Below are 23114 nucleotides of genomic sequence, written 5' to 3'. Positions count from 1 at the left end.
ATAGATCAAAAATGTTGCAGTAGTGATCAAATCCATTCTTTACTTTCTTTTTGAGATTGAAATAGAAACGTACATTCGATAGGTCGGGAGCATGCGAAAAACTGCAAAAACTTGTTATAGTGGAGGCAAGTTTGGGGACTGATAATAATGAAATTTGACTTTGAAATGGATACGGCATGGTGTCTAGACCAACTCTTTAAAGACGGTAAAATCAGTGAACGCGACCGAATGCTGGTACAAACCACTCATCGGCAACGTGAACAATTAAAATGGCACCCTTTACAGTGGATTGCCAATTTTAATCTGGTCGATCAATCTCATCCTCAAACAACGCTGACCCTGAACCGTTTATGTCAATGGCTGGCAGAAAAAACCGGATTGATGTTCTATATCATTGATCCGCTTAAAGCTGATGTACAGGCATTGACCCATGTCATGTCGCAAGAATATGCATTACGTAACCGTATTCTGGCAGTAGAAATTCAGGCAGACAAAGTTCTGATCGCCACGGATCAGCCTTATAAAACCGAATGGGTGTCGAATCTCGAGCAGAATATTTCCCCGAAAAAAATACAACGGGTATTACTGAATCCAGAACAGTTACAACGTTATATTACTGAATACTATCAAGTCAGTCGCGCAGTCAGTGGTTCACAAAAATCGTCTGCCTATGACCGGGAAAATAAGGGCGTCGAAGCCTTGCTGCAATTGGGCGATTCCCAGAATCCGGATGCCAATGACCAGCATATTGTCAAACTGGTGGACTGGGTGCTGCAATTTGCCTTTGAACAAGGTGCCAGTGATATTCACATGGAACCACGTAAAGACACCGGCAAGATCCGTTTCCGGATTGATGGGGTGCTGCATACGATTTACAATATGCCGGCCAATACATTGACCGCCGTCATTTCCCGAATCAAGATTCTGGGCCGAATGAACGTGGCGGAAAAACGTAAGCCACAGGATGGCCGCCTGAAAACCCGGACACCTAAAGGACAGGAAACTGAACTACGTCTGTCGACCTTGCCGACCGCCTTTGGTGAAAAACTGGTGATGCGTATTTTCGATCCGGAAGTGCTGGTGAGAAGCTTCCAGCAACTCGGTTTTGAAGGCCATTTGCTCAATGACTGGAATAATCTCACCAGTCACAGTCATGGTATTATTCTGGTGACCGGCCCAACCGGTTCCGGTAAAACTACTACGCTTTATTCAACCTTGAAGCAGCTGGCGACTGAACAGGTCAACGTCTGTACCATTGAAGACCCGATCGAGATGCTGGAACCCAGCTTTAACCAAATGCAGGTCAATAATGGTATCGATCTTGGCTTCGCTGACGGCGTGCGCGCACTGATGCGTCAAGATCCGGACATTATCATGGTCGGGGAGATCCGTGATCAGGACACTGCCAATATGGCGATTCAGGCCGCATTGACCGGTCACCTGGTTCTCTCAACTTTACATACCAACGATGCGCCGTCGAGTCTGACCCGTCTGCATGATCTGGGCGTACAGCCATTTTTGACGGCAGCAACCATCTTGGGTGTTCTGGCTCAACGTCTGGTACGTAAGCTGTGTCCGCACTGCAAACAGGAAAGCTTCCTGAATGAACAGGAATGGCAGCATCTAGCTACGGATTATCCTTTGCCGCGACCGGAATTTGTCTTTAAGGCGGTGGGCTGCGAAGAATGCCGGCATACCGGCTATAAAGGCCGTATCGGGATTTATGAGTTTATGCCATTGAGTCTGACCACCAAACAGTTGATTGGTGCCGATGCCAACCTGAACCAGCTGCGTCAGCAGGCTAAAAAAGAAGGGGTAGAGCCGCTCAGAATTGCCGGGGCACGCAAGATTCTGGAAGGTGTGACCACGCTTGAAGAAGTCTTGAGAGTCGTACCCTTAAATTAATTTTGAAAATGAAGCAATCTTAAGATTCAATTCATCTTCGGCTGTTTTAATAGCATCATCGAAACAAGGCAAGACTTTAAAGAGGTAATTGCGATGAAAATGATGATAAATACGGTTTTGGCAGCTGCATTGATGGGTTCTATCGCGACGGCTACGATAGCAAGTAGCGACACTGCTGTGAATCAGGCTGCTTTTGCTAAATCGACCACAGTCAAACAGGCACTGGCCATGAAAGATGACAGTAAGGTTCAGCTTAAAGGTTATGTCGTGAAAGCGGTCGGTGATGAAAAATACCAGTTCCGAGACAGCACAGGAACTATTACTGTTGAGATTGATGATGAACTTTGGCAAGGCAAACCGATTTCAGCCAAAACACCGGTAATCATCACAGGTGAAATCGACATTGATTATAAACCGGCAAAACGTGTTGAAATTGAGGTTGATCAGGTTCGTTTCTAATATCGCCTGATTTGCTGAAATCAATTTGAACACAGCGACAAAAAACCACATGCAAGTTACCAAAAAGCATGTGGTTTTTTTGAGTCTGGAACTTTTTCAAGGCAAGATAGAACAAGGAAGCAAACGGAGCAGAATATGCGTATTCTTTTGGCGGAAGATGATCAGTCTCAGGCAGACAGTATCCAGACTTGGCTGGAAATGGACGGTTATGTGATTGATCGGGTAGAGCGTGGTGATCATGCGATCCTAGCGATTGAGCAGCATAAATATGACTGTATTCTGCTGGATCGTGGCCTGCCGAATGCCACTGGAGATGACATTCTGAAAATTTTGCGCAGCCAACATCAAGATACGCCGGTGATTTTTATTACGGCCAAAGACAGTATTGATGACCGGGTTGAAGGTCTGGATTTAGGCGCGAATGATTATCTGGTCAAACCTTTTAGTCTGGAAGAACTTTCGGCCCGAGTTCGTGCCCAATTCAGACAGAAACAGCAAACACCGAATCATATCCTGCAATGGCAGGATCTCAGTCTGGACACTCAAGCCAAGACCCTAACTAAAGAAGGTCAAGCTGTGAATCTGACTGCGAAGGAATTTCAAATTCTATACAAGCTGATGCAGCAGCCTGAACATATTGTCACCCGTGAACAGCTGGAAGAATCGCTGTACGCTTGGGGTGATGAAATTGAAAGTAATGCCATTGAAGTATTTATCTATCAGCTGCGTAAAAAAATCGGCAGCCAGATGATCAAGACCATTCGTGGCTTGGGCTATCGTATGCATAAGGCTGAGGCTTAACCCCATGTCGGCTGCTATTTCCCTGCAAACCCGGCTGATCAAACATGCACTGTTTAGTTCCATCTTGGCTGGAGTATTGGCCTGGCTGCTGTTATTGGGAATTTCCAGTTATCAGGCCAGTCAGTTGCATGATGAATTAATGGAGCAAATTTCTGAGTTACTGCTTGGCGATGTTACCCAGGCCAAAGACGCCCAAGTCGATGAACTCAGTGAACAGTTTGATATCCAGTATGCCTTGTTGCTGGATCAACAGGTACTGACTACTTCGATTGATGATGAATTAATTAATACCATTCCAAAAGTACAAAACAACGGCTTCCAGTTTGCTTATGAAAATGGCCGTTTTATCCGCATCCTAACTGCGGAAGATGACGACCTTCAGGTCAAAATCGTACAGCCACTTTCAGTACGTTTCGATGAACTCTGGCAAACCACCTTGGGCTTTGCCGGGATCTTATTCACTTTATGGCTAGTGCAATGGCTGATTCTAAGGGTCTCGGTCAAACGCCAGTTACGGCCATTAAACAAGATTTCCCGGGCGATTGGTTCGAAAACTGCTCAGGATCTGAGTCCTATTAAAACACCTGATCCTGAAATCACTGAACTGCAACCGATTATTCGTCAGTTGAATGCCATGCTCGGCCGGCTGGAAAAGTCACTGGCTGCCGAACAGCGTTTTACTGCAGATGCTTCACATGAGCTGCGTTCTCCACTGTCTGCAATTCAAATGCGTCTACAGGTTTTAAAACGCAAATATCAAGGTGATGCACAGCTCCCTCAGGCATTACAGTTGATCCAAAATGATGTCAACCGCGGTACGCAGGTGCTGGAAAATTTACTCTTGCTGGCACGACTCGATCCGGAGCGCACAGAGCAATTACCAACGCAAACGATTAATCTTAAAAATCTGGTTCAGGAGGCTTTGCAGGCATTGCAGCCTTTTGCAGAAGAAAAAGACATTCATTGGAATCTAAACCTTGAGGATGCTGTGATCGAAGCGAATCCAGAGCTGATTTTTAGTTGTATTCGCAATCTGGTCGACAATGCTATTCGTTATACGCCGCCGCAGGGACAGGTCGAGATCCGAACAGTTATTGAGCAGCATCAGATACAACTATTGATTGAAAACTCAGGAGAGGGGATTACTGATGATGTGCTGGAACGTTTAGGTGAACGTTTTTATCGGGCTTTGGGTACGCGAACTCAGGGTTCAGGTCTAGGTCTGTCCATTTGCCAGAAAATTATGGCACTGCATGCAGCTAAAATTGACTATGCGCCGTCGGATCTGGGCGGACTTAAAGTGTTATTGAGTTTTAAGCTTGAATAGCAAATCTCATGATCAGAAGATTAAAAAGCAGTATGCGCTGATTCATACTGCTGCTTCCCACGTTTGTTATTATTAGAACTGATTTAATTATTTGGTCAGAATAAGACGGTTATTGCGGGTCAGACGCAAGCGGTATTCTTCGCCGGCATGCATGATCCGGATTTCACGACCCAGTGCAAAAAGATTGTTGGAGTGCAGCATTGGCAAGGCATGGTGAGTATCATTGTTACGGGTAAATAGGCTAAATGGGGCGTTCATTCCGTCGACTCCGTGGTGTGTTTTGGATTGATTTAAATGATAATCATTATCGAATAGGTCTGTCAACGAAATATTGAGCAATTTATAAAAAACTCTAATTTGCTTACAATCTGTAAAACTTCAACGGTTCTGTACATCATGACTAAAGCTACGATTCATGTCGCAATTGCGCTTTTATTTCATCAAAATCAGGTTCTAGTCGGCTGGCGTGAAGCCAAGCAGCATCAGGGCAATAAATATGAATTTCCAGGCGGAAAAGTTGAACAGGGTGAATTACCAGTCGAAGCTTGCCGCCGCGAAGTGATTGAAGAGGTCGGGGTTGATATCGAACGCTGGCATGCTTCTGATTTTATCTCCCATGAATATGAAGATCTCATCGTCAATTTGCATATTTTTCATGCTTCAGTACAGCCTGCGCAACTGGCTGAAATCAAACAGCCTTGGCGTTGGTATAGCCGGGAAGAACTTGGTCAGCTGAATTTCCCGAAAGCCAATCAGTCCATGATTCAAAAGCTGCAATGGCCGCAGCGCATCAAGATTGCTGAAGATCTGGATATCTTATCAAGTCTGGATACAGATCAAATGTTGTATTGGCGCGTGGAAGCAACGCCTGAACGGATCATGCAATTACAGCAGTATCCGGTAGATCAACTCTCCAAGTTAATTATTAATCAACAGCTTTGGTCACAACTGAATGAATTGCAGCAGCAGACGATTCATACGATTCATCTAAAACAGAATCAACTGATGAACTTGAAACAAAGTGAATTGAAATCTGGCTATCGTTATCTGGCAGCCTGTCATGACCTGAGTGCTTTAATGCATGCAGAACAGATCGGTTGTGAAGCAGCCTTGCTGAGTCCGGTACTGGCGACCGCAACGCATCCGGACACGCCTGCGCTAGGCTGGGAGCAATTCAAGCAAATGGCAGAGCAGGTACAGATTCCGGTTTTTGCTTTGGGCGGAATGAAAGCTGAAGAACTCGATTATGCAAAAAGCCAGCATGCTTATGGCATTGCCGGCATTCGCTATATTTAAACACTTTATTTAGAAAATAAACTTTCTATTGGTAAGTCAGTTTCTATAGAAAATTATCTTAAAGCTTTTTCAGTGCCTGTTGAGCTTGCTGAATCGCTTTGGCATTTTTCCGCAACTGAGCAGATTTAAGGCGCACTTGCCAAAGCTGCTTTTTCATGACACTAGATTGTGCATAACTCAGGCCACGTAAGGCAAAAGCATCGGCGCTTGCTGGCTGATTTTTACGGTTGGCGATCATGCCCAAGTATAAATAGGTTTCTGGTGCCTGAGGGGCCAGTCGCTGTGCCTGAGTTGCAGCAGCTTCAGCTTGAGCAAATTGCTGCTTGGTATAGGCCTGCTGGGTTTGCTGCATCAGACTCTTGAAGGCCGGCAGATTACGTCCATCATCAAACTTTTGGCTTTTCGGCTTCTGTTCAGGAATGACAATTTTCTGACGTTTAATGTCAGGACGGTCATAAGGCGTAATCACGACGCCGTCTGGTGTTTTTGCCTTAGGTTTTTCCGTCGCAGGCTTGGCGGGGCTAACTGGCTTTTTTGGCTCGGAGATACTTTGGCAGCCCACCAGACTGAGGATGAGCAAACCAGGGAGGATTTTTCTTAACATAAACATAGACTCAATTAATGGCTATAACTTCCACTGGCGATAATACGGGTTTCGCTCTCAAGATCGCGTTCTATTTCTGTTTCACTTTCTTGTATGTAGCGACTCATATCATCCTGTTCAGCATCAGATGGCGCAGGTTCTGAATCAATATCATAAGGTTCCGTCGCATAGTGCGAGATGCCGCAGGCAGTCGCCTGATTTGGCAGGGCATGACGCGAAATCGGGATATACATGGCGCCTTCACAGCCTTGTGCAGACAACAAACCCGTATGACGATCTAGCCAATGCCATTCGATTTCATTCGGCTGTGGCAGATTCACCGGTTTCTGGCGCAACTGTTTCATGACATTGGTCCAAACGGGCAGGGCACCCGATGAACCGGTCAAGCCAGTGACTTTGTTGTCATCCAGACCGAGCCAGACCACGGTCATATAATTACCTGAATATCCGGCAAACCATGAGTCACGGCTGTCATTCGTGGTACCGGACTTACCGGCAAGATTCAGACTGCGTGGCAAGCTGTTATAGGCTGCACGGCCTGTACCATTCGACATGACCTGTTGTAAGCCATAATTCAGGGCATAAGCGGAAGCAGGATCAATAGTCGGTTGTACACTCAGGCTATAACGATCCAGAGAGCGGCCGTTGGCATCCACCACAGAGCGGATGGCTTTAGTTGGATATTTAAAGCCGCCTGTAGCAAAGTTGCCGTAAATGTTCATCACTTCCATCGGGGACATATCTACCGCACCCAAGTAAATCGACGGATAAGATGGAATATCTGAAGTTACACCAAATTTTTTCAGATGATTAATAAAGGTAGACAGGCCAAATTCTTGTGCTAAACGCACAGTGGACAGGTTATAAGATTGCGATAAGGCTTGCGACATTGGAATGACACCATGTCCACGACCACTATAGTTTTTCGGTGTCCAGGTTTTGCCGTCACTTTTGATGCTGATTTCACTGTCTTCAATCGGGCTCGCCCAGTGATAACGGTTTGATTCCAGTGCACTCAGGTAGATCACAGGCTTTAACAGGGATCCGACTTGACGTTTGGCATCGACTGCACGGTTAAAGCCGGTAAAATCTTGAGTAGAACCCACTGCGGCTACCAGCTCACCATTTTCCGGATGCGATACTAATACTGCGCCCTGTAAATCTTTCAGGCGACCCGGATTGGATTTGCTTAAACGCGCCACCGTTTCTTTAAAACTGTCCTGAATTCGGGTTTGGGCCAGAGGGTCTAAAGTGGTGAAAATGCGCAGACCCTGATTGGTCAGATCGGTTTCCTGATAATCTGTGCGTAATTGACGACGTACAATATCCAGAAAATCCGGGAAGCGGGCAGGGCCTAAAGTCGGTTTTGAAATGACATTTAACGGACGTGCGGTTTCTTTTTCATATTGTTCCTGAGTCAGATAGCCCATCACCAGCATATTATTCAGGACGATATCACGGCGTTTTTTCGCACTTTCAGGATTGCGCCATGGATTGTATAGACTCGGGCCTTGGACTAAACCCACCAAAAATGCTTGCTGGGAAATATTCAGTTCACGCAGTGGCAGGCCAAAATAAAACTGCGATGCCAGACCATAACCATTAATGGAGTAGTTACCATTCTGGCCGAGATTTACCTCATTCAGATAAGCTTCTAGAATTTCATTCTTGTCATAATGCAATTCAATCAGCATCGCCATAAAGGCTTCATTCACTTTACGTTTTAAGGTGCGCTCAGGGGTTAAATAGAAATTTTTGACCAGCTGCTGGGTCAAGGTTGAGCCACCCTGACGTTTACCACCGGTAATATTGCTGACTACGGCACGTGCAATACCACGCGGTGAAACCCCATGATGCTCATAGAACTTACGGTCTTCGGTCGCGATCAGCGCTTCGATCAAGGGCTTAGGCACTTTATTTAGCTTGATCAGCACACGGTCTTCGTTATGCTGCGGATAAATCCCACCAATTAATAAAGGTTCTAAACGCGCAATCCCGCTTGAAGACGGTTTGGTTGCGCTGACTTCTGCAATCTGTTCACCGCTGAAACTGACTTTCAATATTTGTTCCGGTTCAACCCGGTCACCAAAATCAAAGCCGCGTGTATGCACATACAGGGTATTACCCGTGGTGACAAAGTTGCCTGATTTAGTATAACTATCCGAATTTTTATAACCGAGTAATTTTAATTCTTGTTGGAAATCCTGCAGGCTGACTGGGGCATTCACGTACACTTCCATCGGACGTGCGAAGACCTTGGCCGGAATATCCCAGCGCTGACCTTCAAACTTGTCGCGTACAATATTGTCTAATCTAATCAAATAGATACTAAATGCTACAAAGATAGAAATGACAATAATAGAAAAAATTAAGGCAAGAAACCCCATGCCACGTTCAGATTTCATAAATACTTATAAGATCCTGTGAAATTGTGCTAATCATGCGAAGCTTTTCATTATTTTGCAATATTTAATCAAGAAATGCGCTTAAAATTAAAATGAAACCCCACAATTTCTCCTTAATTCGAATATATTTCAAATAATTTCCTACCTATGAAGCACTGTTATAAATTGTCATCCAGGTATAGCTTAATGTTATGATAAGCAGGATTCGTAGCGGAGCGACGACACTGGTGCAAATTTCCCATAAGACCTTTCGAAATATCGGGTTAATAGGACGTCCTGATAAATCGTCGGTGGTTGAAACCTTATGCCTTATTCACGATCATCTTCTCAATCTAGGCCTACATCCAGTTTTTGATGCAGCGACAGCTGAACTTGTTCCCTATCAAAATACCCAAACCGTCAGTCGTGCCTTATTGGGTGAGGTGGTGGATCTGGTGATTGTCGTGGGCGGTGACGGTTCGCTGTTACATGCAGCACGCGCCTTGGTCAAGTACAATACCCCGGTGATCGGGGTTAACCGTGGTCGTCTGGGTTTTTTAACGGATATCAAGCCGACTGAAGTGATATTCAAGCTGGATCAGGTATTAAAGGGTGACTTTCAGACTGAGCGACGCTTTTTACTCGAAGTCGAAATTCGCTCCAAAGGTGAAGTGATTTACGATGCCATTGCTCTAAATGATGTGGTGCTACATTCAGGGAAATCGGTACATATGATCGATTTTGAACTGAATATTGATGGACAATATGTCTATCGTCAGCACAGTGACGGCCTGATTGTCTCTACGCCGACTGGTTCTACGGCTTATGCACTTTCTGGTGGTGGCCCGATCGTACATCCAAGCATGGATGCGATTGCTTTGGTGCCGATGCATCCGCATACCTTGTCTTCACGCCCGATTGTGGTCGGTGGACATAGTGAAATTAAATTACTGATTCGTGAAAATCGCGTACTGCCGATGGTCAGTGCGGATGGACAACACAGTGTGTCTTTGAATGTGGGCGATAGCGTCCATATTCGCAAGCATCCCTTTAAACTGAATCTTCTGCATCCACCGGGTTATGACTTTTATAATGCCTGTCGAACCAAATTGGGGTGGAATCAGGACTTTGATTATTTTAAGCAGGATTAAATCATGAATATTGAACAAATGCTTGCCGTACTCAATCCTGAGATTGTTGAACGCCTAAGAACAGCAGTCGAAATTGGAAAGTGGCCAAACGGTGTAGCCTTGACACCAGAACAACGTCAGACCTGTATGCAGGCAGTGTATGCCTGGGAAATGAAAAACCTGCCTGAAAATGAGCGCAGCGGTTATATCGATCGCGGTACTAAAGAAGAAGGTGAGGAGTGTGATGATGATCATCACAAGAATGAACCTGAATTCAAGCCGATTCGTTTTGTTTAAGGCTTAATTCCCAGCCAATAGCAATACAATTAAAAAAAGCATTGTTCAGTGAATGAACAATGCTTTTTTCTTTTGCACAAGATTAAACCGTGTGGCGATTCGCCCATAAGATTTTGGCTTTTTGCATCGCAGCTTCAAAGCTGTCACACACGCCCATGGTATATAGCGCAATGCCCATAGTTTCTATCACTGCAATCTCGCCATAATCATGGCTTTGCTGACCGTCCCAGACAGCCTTAAATAGCGCCAGATCCAGTTCTTCTTCAATTGGACTGCGGTTGTCAGTGAGCTTTGGCAATTCATGCTCATAGAGCAGGCCATCTTTAATGCCACAGATGAGCGTTTTGGCATCCGGATTACGCTCGAATTCGCCCCCTTCACCTTTAATCACGGCACTATTTTTATAGCCCAAGCGGAAAGCTGCTTGCTGATGCGAACCACGATATGCTGGATGGAAAATGGCTTGCAGGGTCGCTTTGGCATTAAAGGGATTGATCAGACGCGCCAGGGTATGAATTGGGGAGCGTAAGCCCATGACATTACGCAGCGCAATCAAGTCTGCAAGAATCGGAGAAATTACTTCTAGCGGGATATAGGCAAAATGCTGTTGATGAAGCTGCTGTTCAACCTCAGCATCATTTTGACAGATTGGATAGCCTAAGTAAGTCAGCACCTGTTCGGTGTAAACGCGGTTCATGGTATGACCCGAGGCACCATGCATCACAATATTATAACCATGCTTGGCCAGCGTCAGCGCTGCCAGAATAAACCATGGATAATGTTTGCGCTTGCCCGCATAGGACGACCAGTCCAGATCGACATCCAGTTTTTTGAAACTCAGCTGGTCACGTGTCGCCTGTACAAAACCGGCCAACTCATCTACAGATTCTTCCTTGACCCGTAATAACATCAAGAATGCACCTAACTGCACATCCAGCACTTCATTTTTCAAAATCATACTGAAGGCTTGATAGGCTTCATCATAGCTGAGGGAGCGGGCGCCATTTTTCCCTTTACCCACAATGCGTACATACTGGGCAAAGGGATGTTCGAAATCTTTATAAATATTTCTTTTGGTATTCATAACTTTTTACAGCTTGCAGAAAATATTAATGTCAAGGGAGAGGATGAAAATCCATAAACCTTTCAGTATACGTAAAACAATCAGTTAAATCTGATTATCGACTAATGTCTAATCCAATATTGATTAAAAAGCAAACAAGCGCATAATAAGTTATGCACATTTAGTATGAATATTCGGTAAAATTTAGGCAATTTTTAGAGTCTGTTTAATTTTTCTTAATCTCTTTCTCCCATTTAATACTTTGGTCTGATACTGAGTGTCAGATTCAATGCATGGCTGATTATCATTTTGAACATTCTCTTGGGCCTTTTGAGATTTGATCCGGTTCACCCTGAGAAGGGATGAAGAGGTCAGTATATTTCTCAAAATGGTCTTTCTTATTTTTGATATCGTTCAAGTAGATTTATTATGGCGAAACAACCAATTTATAAGTCACTGTATTTTCAAGTGATTGTGGCCATTATCGCAGGTATTCTGGTCGGGCATTTTTCGCCTAGTGGTACGCAAATTATCAATGGCGTAGAACAACATGTCCCTGGCTTGGGCGAACAGCTTAAACCGCTTGGTGATGCATTTATCCGTCTGATTAAAATGATCATTGCACCTGTGATTTTCTGTACCGTGGTGAGCGGTATTGCGGGTATGGAAAGCATGAAATCAGTGGGTAAAACTGGTGGTGTTGCTTTACTTTACTTCGAGATCGTATCCACGATTGCTTTGGTCATCGGTCTGGTCGTGATTAACATCGTGAAACCTGGTGTTGGCATGAACGTTGATCCTGCTTCACTGGATACCAGTGGCATCAGTAAATATGTTGCTTCAGGTGAGTCACAATCGACTATCGACTTCCTGATGAACATCATTCCAAATACGGTTGTGGGCGCATTTGCAGAAGGCGAAATCCTGCAAGTTCTATTGTTCGCGATCATCTTTGGTTTTGCACTGCATAAGCTAGGTGATCAAGGCAAGCCAGTCCTGAAACTCATCGACCAGATTTCACATGTGTTTTTCAACATCGTGAACATGGTGATGAAACTTGCTCCAATTGGTGCATTTGGTGCAATGGCGTTTACAATTGGTAAATATGGTATTGGTTCTCTTGCTCAGCTGGCACAGTTGATCATTTGTTTCTATGTTACCTGCGTACTGTTTATTTTCATCGTATTGGGCTCAATTGCGCGTTTCGCAGGGTTCAGCATCATGAAGATGATCCGCCTGATTCGCGAAGAACTTCTGATTGTACTGGGGACGTCATCTTCAGAATCAGTACTGCCACGTATGTTGAAGAAACTGGAACTTGCCGGTGCTGAAAAATCAGTGGTAGGCCTGGTAATTCCAACTGGTTATTCATTTAACCTGGATGGTACGTCGATTTACTTGACGATGGCTGCGATCTTCATTGCACAAGCGACCAATACACAACTTGATTTGTCTCATCAAATTACCCTGCTTCTGGTACTTCTGATCTCATCTAAGGGTGCGGCAGGCGTGACTGGTTCAGGCTTTATTGTGATGGCGGCAACCTTGGCTGCTGTAGGGAATATTCCTGTGGCAGGTCTGGCGTTGATTCTCGGTATTGACCGTTTCATGTCTGAAGCTCGTGCCTTGACCAATCTGGTTGGTAACTCTTTGGCGACTTTAGTGGTTGCGAAATGGGTGGGCCAGTTAGATATGGACAAGTTGAACTACGCTTTAGCGAATCCAGCAGAAATTGATGAAAAAATGGCGCAAGAAGGCAATAACGCTCACTAAGTTTGAGTCTGTCTTTCGTGTCTAAAAGGGAAGCTTCGGCTTCCCTTTTTTATTGACTGTGAAGTTAGTAAAAAGATGAATGCCGGCACATGACAGGGAGCATGAAAGTCGCTAGTCTGTGAAAAGGAAACTAAAATGATAAACAACAAGGACAATAGAATGCTTGCCTACGATGCCGATCTAGAATTATTCCGCGATAATTTTAAACGCTTTATGAACGAACATGTCGCACCGTACTACGACCAGTGGGAACGTGAAGGTCTGATGCCGCGTTCAGTCTGGAATGCACTCGGTGAAAATGGCTTCTTGTGTGTCGATGTCCCAGAAGAATATGGTGGCTATGGGGTGCCGACCGATTATTCCTTGATGCTGATCGAAGAATCTGCACGTGCCGGATACAGTGCCATTGCCACAGGTCTGTCTTGTCATTCCGATATTGCAGCACCGTATATCCTGCATATTGGTACTGAAGAACAGAAAAAATACTGGTTACCAAAAATGGTCACCGGTGAAGTGGTCGGTGCGATTGGCATGACCGAGCCAGGTGCAGGTTCAGATTTGCAAGCCATGCGTACTAGTGCCATCTTGCAGGATGAATATTATCTGTTAAATGGCTCAAAAACCTTCATTTCCAATGGTCAGCATGCTGACTTGGTGGTGCTTGCGGTCAAAACCGATCCTCAAGCCCGAGCTAAAGGCGTTTCATTGCTGCTGGTCGATACCCATCTGGAAGGCTTTAAAAAAGGCACTAATCTGGACAAGATTGGTCTGCATGCTCAGGATACGTCTGAACTGTTCTTCGACAATGTTAAAGTGCCAAAGGACCAATTACTGGGTCAGCCGGGACAGGGATTTGCTTACCTGATGCAGGAATTGCCACGTGAGCGTACCGCCATCGCTGCCACCGCTCTAGGCGCCATTCGTGGCTCGATCGATGTGACCACACAATATGTGAAAGAGCGTCAGGCTTTTGGTCAGGCGATCGGTCAATTCCAGAATACTCGTTTTGTGTTGGCGCAAGCGAAAATTGATGAATTGGCAACTGCAGCATTTTATAACCAGAATCTTGAGCTTTATATGCAAGGGAAGCTGGATGTAGAAACTGCAGCGGCATTGAAAAGTTTTTCTACCGATATGCAGATGAAAATCGCGGACAATCTCCTGCAATTATTTGGGGGTTATGGCTATATGACTGAATATCCAATTTCACGTTTCTTCGTTGATGCGCGGATTCAGCGGATTTATGGTGGTACTAATGAAATCATGAAAGAGATAGTGGCACGTGGTCTGTTAGGACGTTAATAGCTCACTCATAAAAAAAGAGTCCCGAAGGACTCTTTTTTATAGGGGGAGAACATAGCCAAGATGGGAAATATTTTTTAAGACTTTATGATTTTAAGACATCCAAACATTCATGAATAAAAATGGGTAAATCATTGGGTAGACGCGATGAAATCAACTGATTATTGTCATTCACCAGTTCTGCATCATAATACGTTCCACCGGCACGTTGTACGCGACTGGCATGCGCGCGAATACTGGTAATAATTCGATTTTTCAGCACATCTGCTTCACACAGTAATAATGATGCATCACATAAACTAAAGATGGTTTTCTTGGCTTGATTAAAAGCCTGGATAAATTGCAGCACCCGCATATCGGTAGATAAAGAAACTGCAGATTCACCGCCAGGAATCAGCAAGGCATCAAAATCATCAATACTGATTTGTTCGATGTCCCGGTCAATCGTCACTGCAGAACAGCCATGCAGACCATAGACCACTTTTCCTGCATTAAACTCAATATTACAGATGCTATGCTTTGCTTCCAGCAAGGCTGCAACGGGTTCAAGATATTCCTGATCTTCAAAATTATTCGTCAAAAGTACAGCTATTCTTTTTGGCATGACTGACCCCCAAACGCTTGTTTTAAGTTAGACTATCTATGATTGGTTAAAAAATCGTCTCTGCTTTGTAATTGAGTAGTGATTTAATGTAAAAAAAATAAGTGAAATCAAAGAGAAGTCGATAAAAGTGGGATTGCAGAGTGTGCATTTTATTGTGAAATCTATCTTAGATATGAATGGTTCAAAAATGACGTTTGCGAAGCAATTATTTTAATTTTCTTATGCTTAAAACCGCTATATAGATTAAGAAATAGTGATATTTCATCTTCCTTAAAATCAGTTAATATGGACAGGCAAAGTTTACAATTTAATAATGTAAATCAAGCAGAAAAGCTGAAGTAAATGTTACCAGATATGACCAAAAGCGATAAATGGTTAAAATCAACTGTATGTTTTTAAGACTTAATCTACCAATGTCATATTGCGTAACATTTGAAAGCTCACTATTGTTATACTGAACAGATAAGGTTTATGAAGGGCGACAGAACAATGATCAACGACGATCAAAACACCACGACTTCTCTTGATTTGGCAAAAATTCGTGAAGATATCGATTCTGTTGATCAGCAAATTCAGCAATTGATTAACCGTCGGGCACGTTTGGCTGAAGCTGTGGCAAAAGCAAAGTTTGCTTCAGAAGAGAATCCGCTGTTTTACCGTCCAGAACGTGAAGCTCAGGTTTTGCGTAATGTCATGGAACGTAATGAAGGGCCATTGTCTGATACCACCATGGCACGTCTGTTCCGTGAAATCATGTCGGCCTGTCTGGCACTTGAAGCTCCGCAAAGCATTGCTTTCTTGGGACCAGTCGGGACTTATACCCATTCTGCGGTACTCAAGCACTTTGGCCATGATGCTGTGGTTCGTCCTTTACCGACCATTGATGAAGTTTTCCGTGACGTGGAAGCAGGTAGTGCCCATTATGGTCTGGTGCCGGTAGAAAATTCCTCTGAAGGCGTGGTTAACCATACTTTAGACTGTTTCAAAACCTCGAACCTGAATGTGATTGGCGAAGTTGAATTACCGATTCACCATCAGTTCCTGATTTCTGAAAATACCCGTAAAGACAGCATCAAACAGATTTATGCGCATCAGCAGACTTTGGCACAGTGCCGTAAGTGGCTGGATGCGCATTATCCAGGCGTGGAACGTGTCGCTTTAAGCTCCAACGCAGAAGCAGCGCGCCGTATTCGTAATGAATGGCATTCTGCCGCGATTGCCTCTGAAATTGCTGCGAGCATTTATGATCTCGAAATCATGCATAGCAATATCGAGGATAATCCGGAAAATACCACACGCTTCCTGGTGATTGGCCGTGAAAAAGTGCCACAAAGCGGTAATGACAAGACTTCATTACTGATTTCAGCACATGATCGTGCCGGGGCTTTGCTGGAAATTCTGTCGCCATTTGCCAAGCATAATATCAGCCTGACCAGTATTGAAACCCGGCCTGCACTTCCTGAAAAATGGGCTTATGTGTTCTTCATTGATCTTGAAGGCCATATTGAGCAGGAACACGTGAAAGCAGCCATTGAAGAAATTCGTCCTTTGGTTAAAGAAGTTCGCGTGCTCGGTTCATATCCTGCAGCTGTACTTTAAGTCAGCTATACGTGGTCAGGGCGAGGGTGCTTACCACTGTTTTATACCTAAAATTGGAAGTCTAAAATGTCGTTTGTTCCAGCCAATTCAGGCATCTCAAAATTAAAGCCATATCAACCGGGTAAACCGATCAGTGAACTTGAGCGCGAGTTGGGTCTTACCGATATCGTCAAACTGGCTTCAAATGAAAATCCGCTGGGTTGTTCAGATAAAGTCAAAGAAGCGGTCGCTGCGGAAATTTCTGAAATTGGCCGTTATCCGGATGGTGGTGGTTTTATCCTGAAAGATCAGATCAAGGCCCAGTTTGGTTTTAATCACGATCAGATTACCTTGGGGAATGGTTCAAACGACTTACTGGAAATGTTTGCCCGCGCATTCGTTTCAGAAAATGATTCGGTGGTGTATAGCCAGCATGCTTTTGCAGTTTATGCATTGGTGACTCAAGCCATTAATGCACAAGCGATTGAAGTGCCAGCTAAAGGCTTTTCGCATGACTTGGAAGCAATGGCGGCTGCAATTCAAGACAATACCAAACTCGTCTTCATTGCAAACCCGAATAATCCAACAGGAACCTGGTTTGAAGAAGCTGAATTTGAAGCGTTCATGCAAAAAGTTCCTGCCAATGTCATCGTGGTTCTGGATGAAGCCTATGTGGAATATTTCCCGGAAAACTTCAACAGCTTGAAATTCCTCGCGCAATATCCAAACCTGATCGTTAGCCGTACTTTGTCGAAGTGCTATGGTTTGGCTGCACTACGTGTTGGTTTTGCTCTGGCTTCAGTAGAAGTGACGGATTATCTCAATCGTATTCGTCAGCCATTTAATGTCAACCATCTTGCGATGGTGGCTGCGGTGGCTGCACTGAAAGATGAAGATTTTATCGCGCGTTCTCGTGAAGTGAATAAAGCCGGTATGGCGCAACTTGAAGCTGGTTTTAAGGCTTTGGGTCTTAACTATGTGCCTTCACGTGCCAACTTTATCTTGGTGGATGTGCAGGCTGACCCATCAGCAACCTTTAATGGTTTACTCAAACAAGGGGTAATTGTGCGTCCGGTTGGTATTTCTAATCACATTCGTGTATCGATTGGTACTGAAACAGAAAATGCGAAATTCTTGAGCGCATTGGCTAAAGTACTCGGTTTAGAGGCAAAAGCTTAGACCATGTCGCAGCCACTGTTTGAAAAAGTTGCATTTATCGGGCTTGGACTGATTGGTTCAAGTCTGGCGCGTGTCATTCGAGCCGAGCATTTGGCCAATGACATTGTTGCATCGACACGTTCACAAAAGACTTTGGAAGATGCTAAATCTCTTGGCCTGATTTCCGAAGGCTATGCCGATCCTATAGAGGCGGTCAAAGGTGCTGATCTGGTAGTGCTTGCATTGCCGGTACGTGCCACGCAAAAGGTGTTGGAAGCCATTCAGCCTTATTTATCTCCCAATACCATTATTACTGATGTTGGTAGTACCAAAGGTAATGTGGTCGATGCAGCGAAAGCGGTTTTTGGCGATGAACTGCCTGAAGGTTTTGTACCGGGCCATCCGATTGCAGGTGCCGAGCATACTGGGGTACATGCAGGTAAAGTTGATTTATTTGCCAATCACAAAGTGATTTTGACACCACTGCCAAGCAGTGCAGACTGGGCCGTCGATAAACTGATTCAGCTGTGGCAAGCGGCGAAAGCCGAAGTGATTTGTATGGATGTCGACAAGCACGATGAAGTGCTGGCGCATACCAGTCATCTTCCGCATCTCATGGCATTCAACTTGGTTGAGCAATTGGCCAAGCGTGAAGACAATTTAGATATATTTCGTTATGCTGCCGGTGGCTTCCGGGATTTCTCGCGAATTGCCGCTAGCGATCCACAAATGTGGCATGACATCTTTTTTGCCAACAAAAAAGCAGTTCTGAATGCTGTTGATGGCTTTGAACAGCAGCTCGCGATTATTCGCAAATTGATTGAAGATGAAGATTCCCACGCATTGATGGGCTTATTGGGTCATGCGCAGGCAGCTCGCCAGCATTTCAACCATATGCTCGCCAAGAAACCTTTCATGGAGAAAAATAAAGTGACACAACAATTTACCATTCAGCCGGGTGCCAAGAAATTTCAGGGTAAATTTACCGTGCCAGGTGACAAATCTGTGTCACATCGCTCGATCATGTTTGGTGCGATTGCAGAAGGTACCACACATGTGACCGGCTTTTTGGAAGGTGAGGATGCTCTAGCGACACTGCAAGCTTTCCGTGATATGGGAGTCAGCATTGAAGGCCCTAAAAATGGTGAAGTCACCATTCATGGTGTTGGCATGCAAGGCTTAAAAGCGCCGCAGTCTGCCATTTATATGGGCAACTCAGGCACTTCAATGCGTTTGCTGTCAGGTATGCTAGCAGCACAGAAATTTGATTCAGTGATGACAGGGGATGCGTCATTGTCTAAACGTCCAATGGAGCGTATTGCCAAGCCTTTACGTGAAATGGGCGCGCAGATCCAGACCACAGGTGAACGCGGTACACCACCTGTATCCATTACCGGTAATCAAAACCTTAAAGGGATTCAGTACGATTTGCCAATGGCTTCTGCTCAGGTGAAATCAGGAATTTTACTTGCAGGTCTATGGGCAGAAGGTGAAACTTCGGTGACTGAACCTGAACCAACCCGCGATCATACTGAACGTATGTTGCGTGCATTTGGTTACGAAGTGAAAACCGAAGGCAATCGTATTTCATTACAAGGTGGCGGAAAGCTGAGCGGAACCAATATTCAGGTGCCTTCAGATATTTCTTCTGCTGCTTTCTTTATGGTCGGCGCTGCGATTACTGAAAACTCGGACGTCACCCTTGAAGCGGTAGGCATTAACCCGACCCGTACTGGTGTGATTGAAATCCTCAAGCAAATGGGTGCGGACATTACAGTTGAAAACGAGCGTATTGCGGGCGGTGAACCGATTGCTGATATCCGTATTCGTGGTACACGTACATTAAAAGGGATTCATATGCCGGAAGATCAGGTGCCATTAGCAATTGATGAATTCCCGGCGCTATTCATTGCCGCTGCATGTGCTGAAGGTCAGACAATTTTGACCGGTGCTGCCGAGCTTCGCGTGAAAGAATCGGATCGTATTCAGGTCATGGCAGATGGTCTTCAAACCATGGGCATCGACTGTACCCCAACTGAAGATGGCATCATCATTGAAGGTAAGGGTAAGTCCGGTAACTGGTTGCCAATCTTTACGGGTGGTGAAATTGAATCGCATCACGATCACCGTATCGCGATGAGTTTTTCGATTGCCGGTTTGCGTAATTCGGAGCAGATCAAGATTGTCGGAACCGAAACGGTCGCAACCAGTTTCCCGACCTTCACAGAATTGACCTCAATCGCAGGACTGCCAATTCAAGTATCAGAATAATTTTTAAAATTATGTGAAACAGCCAAGCTTTTGCTTGGCTGTTTTGTTTATATTGCTTATGCTAAACCCATATAAGAAAAAAGCCATTTGGAAGTAGCGATGCGAAAATTAAAATTCATGGCCAATACCCAGAGCCAAACACCACGGGATGGTCAAGAAACCCAGGAATATGTAGCACATTTACTTGCCGAAAAATTAGGTAAATACGGTTTTCAGACCTTAAGCCAAAGTGGTGCTCAGGTTGCCGTCAGCGTAGAAGAACATGCGCTGCCTTTATCAGTGAGTTGCGAAACCAGAGATGAACAAGGGCATCTGGTCTGTGAGATTGCCTCATATCCTGAAGAAGAACAGGACTGGCTGGATCGTATCACCGAAAGAAGTTTGCTTAATCAGCTTGCACAGGCAGTGGAAACCTCTCTAAAAGAGCAGGAACGCTTTAGCGAGTTTGAATGGAAGAGCTAATTCAACAGACTCAATCAGCTTTGCCTACACTGCAAAGTAAACGCTTGATCCTGAATTGTTTTAAATCAGCCGATGCCAAAGAAACTTATGCTTCAATTACGCCGAGTTTGACACGTTTTATGGCGTGGGACCCACCACAATCTGAACAGGGATTTGCAACAGTCTGGCAAAATTGGCTGGAAAATATGACTGATTATAAAGAATATGTATTTGTGATCCGTCATATTGAAACACAAGAATTTATTGGGCTATGTGGTTTGCATCGACTTCATGATGAAATACCTGAAGTCGGTATTTGGATTCGTGAAACTGCACATGGTCATCATTATGGACATGAGGTAGTGCATTGTGTTGTGGCTTATGCTTTCAATACATTAGGGATTCAAGTTTTAAGCTACCCGGTAGCAGAAGAAAACTGGGCTAGCCGTAAAATTGCAGAACGCTTGGGCGGAAAAATTATCCGCTACATCGATAAGCCTAAATATCGGGCTGTGATGTATGAAATTTTTGCAGAAGATTTTGTCTTTTAATAAAAAACCCATCATCTGATGGGTTTTTTTATTTAGCCAAGCGCTAAGTACCGGGTCATTGCGATCCGCAATTGCTTTAAATAGCCGGTAAAGAAATGGTTGGCACCAGGTAATACGGTCACTAAATGGCGTTGTGGCTTTGCCCATTCAATCATATCTGAGAGCAAAGTCACTTCATCGGCTTCACCATGAATGAACAAGATGTCGCCTTTAATTGCAGGCGTAACATAATGGCGAATACCAGCCACTGTTGCAGTTGGCAGACCGCATAAAATGGTTTGCTTTGGTTGCAGTTCTACGGGTAAGGCTGCATAGCTTTTTGCCATGACATGCGCACCAAAACTAAAACCGCCTGCATAAAAAGGCAGGGCAATATGCTGGTTGCGAGCGAACCGAATGACTTCTAATACATCATCCGTTTCACCGAAGCCCTCGTCGTGTATACCTGCACTTTGACCAGAACCACGGAAACTTGGACGATACACAATACAGCCACGTTCCAGATACATTTGTGCCAGTAAAACCGGAACCTTATGTTGTGGTGTACCGCCTTGCAATGGATGGGGGTGACAAACTACCGCGAATCCTTTCACTTCACCCTGAGGATAATCCACAAAAACTTCAATCTGACCCGCAGGCCCTTGAAGAAAAATTTGCTCGGGCATATAAAAACCGATGATTAACAGGAGAATCGTGCATTTTAACGATTATGGTGAATAAAAACATGAATTGGAATTAAAATAAGCAGACTGATATAGTTTGATTAATCATTTTTTGACCAGGTTGCCATGCTCGCTTTAATTTCTCCAGCCAAAACTCTCGATTACGATACTCCATTACCGACTGACCAATTTACTCAAGCGAGATTATTAGAACATTCACAGGACTTGATCAACGTTTGTCGAACACTTTCTGCAACAGAAATTTCCAGCTTAATGAGTGTTAGTGAAAAAATTGCCACTTTAAATACCGCACGTTTTAATGACTGGCAACCGGATTTTAATTTAGCCAATGCCCGTCAGGCGATTTTTGCATTTAAGGGTGATGTCTATACCGGACTGGATGCCTATAGTTTGAAGCACGAAGATCTGCACTATGCACAAGACCGTTTACGTATGTTGTCTGGATTATATGGACTGTTACGTCCTTTGGATCTAATGATGCCGTACCGTCTGGAAATGGGAACCAAGTTAGCCAATTCCCGTGGGCATAATCTATATGAGTTCTGGGCTCATCACATTACTGATCTGATTAATCAGGATTTAACCGCAGCAAATTCTGAAATTCTGGTGAATATTGCTTCTGATGAATATTACAAATCAGTCAACGAGCGCAAAATTCAGGCAGACATTATCAAGCCGGTATTTCTGGATCAGAAAAATGGCAAATATAAAGTGATTAGTTTCTATGCCAAAAAAGCACGCGGTCTCATGGCGCGTTTTATGATTGAAAATAAAATTGATCGTATAGAGGGGCTAAAAGCTTTTAATACTAATGGCTATTATTTTGATGCAGACAGTTCACTCAAAGGAGAACTGGTGTTCAAGCGTGATGAACAACTGAGTGCATAAATGAGATGATTCCCAGTATCCAGCATGAGGATATGTATGCCGGATATTGGGATGTCTTTATCATGGTTAGGTTCTTAAATAGTGTTCAACGATTTGACTCTATGATGAGTGAAGTGTGGATGAACTGCATAATGAAAACTTCAAGATAGTTAAAAATAAAAAATATCGTTAAACACTTTGAAATCCCTCGCAAAATCTCCCTTATTTAGATCATTTTATTTTAAAAATTAAAGTTAAGCATTCTTGGAAAAGGCCGATAAAATAAACCGAAATAAGTTCTATTGAATAGGTTAGATTTCATTTATCTACATATTTTAATTTTGAATAAACTTCTTTTAGAGATTTTTAAAAATATATTAAATTCAATTATTTATTGTTTATTTGAAAGAATTTTTAATAGTATCGATTTTTTGAAAAAAAGAATTATAAATTAATTAAGTATTAATAAATAAAACGACATAAAATTAGGGTGTGTTGACACTTTTAGCTTAAAAAAATAGCGAAGTAGTAAAATCAAATCGCCAAACCCAATTTTACTATTCGCTATGCCTCGTACCATGCTGACAGATCAACACTGGCAAAAGTTGAAAGTTATTCTG

At 44.0% G+C, this 23114-nt stretch carries 21 protein-coding genes; 15 read left to right on the top strand and 6 right to left on the bottom strand.

What is annotated here, in order from left to right; genetic code table 11:
• Positions 1-147: 147 nt before the first annotated feature.
• The 4 genes from tfpB to AC1IR0_RS02475 all read left to right on the top strand — a co-directional run bounded on the left by tfpB (position 148) and on the right by AC1IR0_RS02475 (position 4492).
• Entirely contained in the window at positions 148-1905 is a 1758-nt protein-coding gene (gene tfpB, locus AC1IR0_RS02490) for a type IV pilus assembly ATPase TfpB (RefSeq protein WP_409666354.1), read from the top strand.
• A 93-nt stretch (positions 1906-1998) separates the two neighbouring features.
• The gene (locus AC1IR0_RS02485) at positions 1999-2364 is read left to right on the top strand and encodes a NirD/YgiW/YdeI family stress tolerance protein (RefSeq protein WP_004645581.1); all 366 of its coding nucleotides are present in this window, start codon (positions 1999-2001) and stop codon (positions 2362-2364) included.
• A gap of 135 nt (positions 2365-2499) precedes the next feature.
• Positions 2500-3165, top strand: coding sequence for a response regulator transcription factor (locus AC1IR0_RS02480; protein ID WP_409666355.1), 666 nt, complete (start codon positions 2500-2502; stop codon positions 3163-3165).
• A 4-nt stretch (positions 3166-3169) separates the two neighbouring features.
• A complete protein-coding gene (locus AC1IR0_RS02475) occupies positions 3170-4492 on the top strand; it encodes a sensor histidine kinase (protein ID WP_409666356.1) in 1323 nt (440 codons plus the stop codon).
• An 87-nt stretch (positions 4493-4579) separates the two neighbouring features.
• Here AC1IR0_RS02475 and hemP read toward each other — a convergent pair whose 3' ends face one another.
• Positions 4580-4750 (bottom strand): hemin uptake protein HemP, encoded by a 171-nt coding sequence (hemP, locus tag AC1IR0_RS02470; RefSeq protein WP_004645578.1) that lies wholly within the window; start codon positions 4748-4750, stop codon positions 4580-4582.
• Positions 4751-4888: 138 nt separating this feature from the next.
• Between hemP and AC1IR0_RS02465 the strand changes: the two genes are divergently transcribed.
• Positions 4889-5788 carry an NUDIX domain-containing protein gene (locus AC1IR0_RS02465; RefSeq protein WP_409666357.1) on the top strand — a complete coding sequence of 300 codons (900 nt, stop codon included), beginning with the start codon at positions 4889-4891 and terminating at the stop codon, positions 5786-5788.
• A 58-nt stretch (positions 5789-5846) separates the two neighbouring features.
• Here the strand turns inward: AC1IR0_RS02465 and AC1IR0_RS02460 are convergent, their stop codons facing one another.
• Both AC1IR0_RS02460 and mrcB read right to left on the bottom strand, forming a co-directional pair.
• Positions 5847-6392 carry a tetratricopeptide repeat protein gene (locus AC1IR0_RS02460; RefSeq protein ID WP_312584334.1) on the bottom strand — a complete coding sequence of 182 codons (546 nt, stop codon included), beginning with the start codon at positions 6390-6392 and terminating at the stop codon, positions 5847-5849.
• Positions 6393-6406: 14 nt separating this feature from the next.
• Positions 6407-8797, bottom strand: a complete 2391-nt coding sequence (mrcB, locus tag AC1IR0_RS02455) for a penicillin-binding protein 1B (protein WP_129716499.1) — start codon at positions 8795-8797, stop codon at positions 6407-6409.
• Positions 8798-8988: 191 nt separating this feature from the next.
• Between mrcB and AC1IR0_RS02450 the strand changes: the two genes are divergently transcribed.
• Together AC1IR0_RS02450 and AC1IR0_RS02445 are read left to right on the top strand one after the other, a co-directional pair.
• A complete protein-coding gene (locus AC1IR0_RS02450) occupies positions 8989-9927 on the top strand; it encodes an NAD(+) kinase (protein ID WP_004645573.1) in 939 nt (312 codons plus the stop codon).
• Positions 9928-9930: 3 nt separating this feature from the next.
• On the top strand, positions 9931-10203 hold the full coding sequence (locus AC1IR0_RS02445) for a YeaC family protein (RefSeq protein WP_004278992.1): 273 nt from the start codon (positions 9931-9933) through the stop codon (positions 10201-10203).
• 82 nt (positions 10204-10285) lie between these two features.
• On the opposite strand, the gene AC1IR0_RS02440 is transcribed toward AC1IR0_RS02445, so the two are convergent.
• Entirely contained in the window at positions 10286-11287 is a 1002-nt protein-coding gene (locus tag AC1IR0_RS02440; RefSeq protein WP_409666359.1) for a glycosyl transferase family protein, read from the bottom strand.
• Between the two features lie 408 nt (positions 11288-11695).
• Between AC1IR0_RS02440 and AC1IR0_RS02435 the strand changes: the two genes are divergently transcribed.
• Both AC1IR0_RS02435 and AC1IR0_RS02430 read left to right on the top strand, forming a co-directional pair.
• Complete coding sequence (locus AC1IR0_RS02435) at positions 11696-13039, top strand: dicarboxylate/amino acid:cation symporter (RefSeq protein WP_195725817.1); 1344 nt, start codon at positions 11696-11698, stop codon at positions 13037-13039.
• A gap of 159 nt (positions 13040-13198) precedes the next feature.
• The gene (locus AC1IR0_RS02430; RefSeq protein ID WP_114541957.1) at positions 13199-14341 is read left to right on the top strand and encodes an acyl-CoA dehydrogenase family protein; all 1143 of its coding nucleotides are present in this window, start codon (positions 13199-13201) and stop codon (positions 14339-14341) included.
• An 85-nt stretch (positions 14342-14426) separates the two neighbouring features.
• On the opposite strand, the gene AC1IR0_RS02425 is transcribed toward AC1IR0_RS02430, so the two are convergent.
• Entirely contained in the window at positions 14427-14945 is a 519-nt protein-coding gene (locus AC1IR0_RS02425; RefSeq protein WP_005106495.1) for a DJ-1/PfpI family protein, read from the bottom strand.
• A gap of 489 nt (positions 14946-15434) precedes the next feature.
• On the opposite strand from AC1IR0_RS02425, the gene pheA reads away from it, so the two are divergent.
• From pheA to AC1IR0_RS02400, 5 genes are all read left to right on the top strand, one after another.
• Entirely contained in the window at positions 15435-16544 is a 1110-nt protein-coding gene (pheA, locus tag AC1IR0_RS02420; protein ID WP_409666360.1) for a prephenate dehydratase, read from the top strand.
• 66 nt (positions 16545-16610) lie between these two features.
• Positions 16611-17702 carry a histidinol-phosphate transaminase gene (gene hisC, locus AC1IR0_RS02415; RefSeq protein ID WP_253145771.1) on the top strand — a complete coding sequence of 364 codons (1092 nt, stop codon included), beginning with the start codon at positions 16611-16613 and terminating at the stop codon, positions 17700-17702.
• Between the two features lie 3 nt (positions 17703-17705).
• Positions 17706-19952, top strand: coding sequence for a bifunctional prephenate dehydrogenase/3-phosphoshikimate 1-carboxyvinyltransferase (locus AC1IR0_RS02410; protein ID WP_479741155.1), 2247 nt, complete (start codon positions 17706-17708; stop codon positions 19950-19952).
• A gap of 99 nt (positions 19953-20051) precedes the next feature.
• Complete coding sequence (locus tag AC1IR0_RS02405; protein WP_004278984.1) at positions 20052-20414, top strand: hypothetical protein; 363 nt, start codon at positions 20052-20054, stop codon at positions 20412-20414.
• Entirely contained in the window at positions 20402-20944 is a 543-nt protein-coding gene (locus tag AC1IR0_RS02400; protein WP_004278982.1) for a GNAT family N-acetyltransferase, read from the top strand. The genes AC1IR0_RS02405 and AC1IR0_RS02400 overlap by 13 nt, the downstream gene beginning before the upstream one ends.
• A gap of 32 nt (positions 20945-20976) precedes the next feature.
• On the opposite strand, the gene AC1IR0_RS02395 is transcribed toward AC1IR0_RS02400, so the two are convergent.
• On the bottom strand, positions 20977-21609 hold the full coding sequence (locus AC1IR0_RS02395) for an alpha/beta hydrolase (protein ID WP_044113003.1): 633 nt from the start codon (positions 21607-21609) through the stop codon (positions 20977-20979).
• Between the two features lie 123 nt (positions 21610-21732).
• On the opposite strand from AC1IR0_RS02395, the gene yaaA reads away from it, so the two are divergent.
• Entirely contained in the window at positions 21733-22515 is a 783-nt protein-coding gene (gene yaaA, locus AC1IR0_RS02390; protein WP_409666362.1) for a peroxide stress protein YaaA, read from the top strand.
• Positions 22516-23114 lie beyond the last annotated feature (599 nt).

This window comes from Acinetobacter sp. 129952, from assembly GCF_056642055.1.
This window is presented reverse-complemented; position numbering and strand designations above follow the sequence as displayed.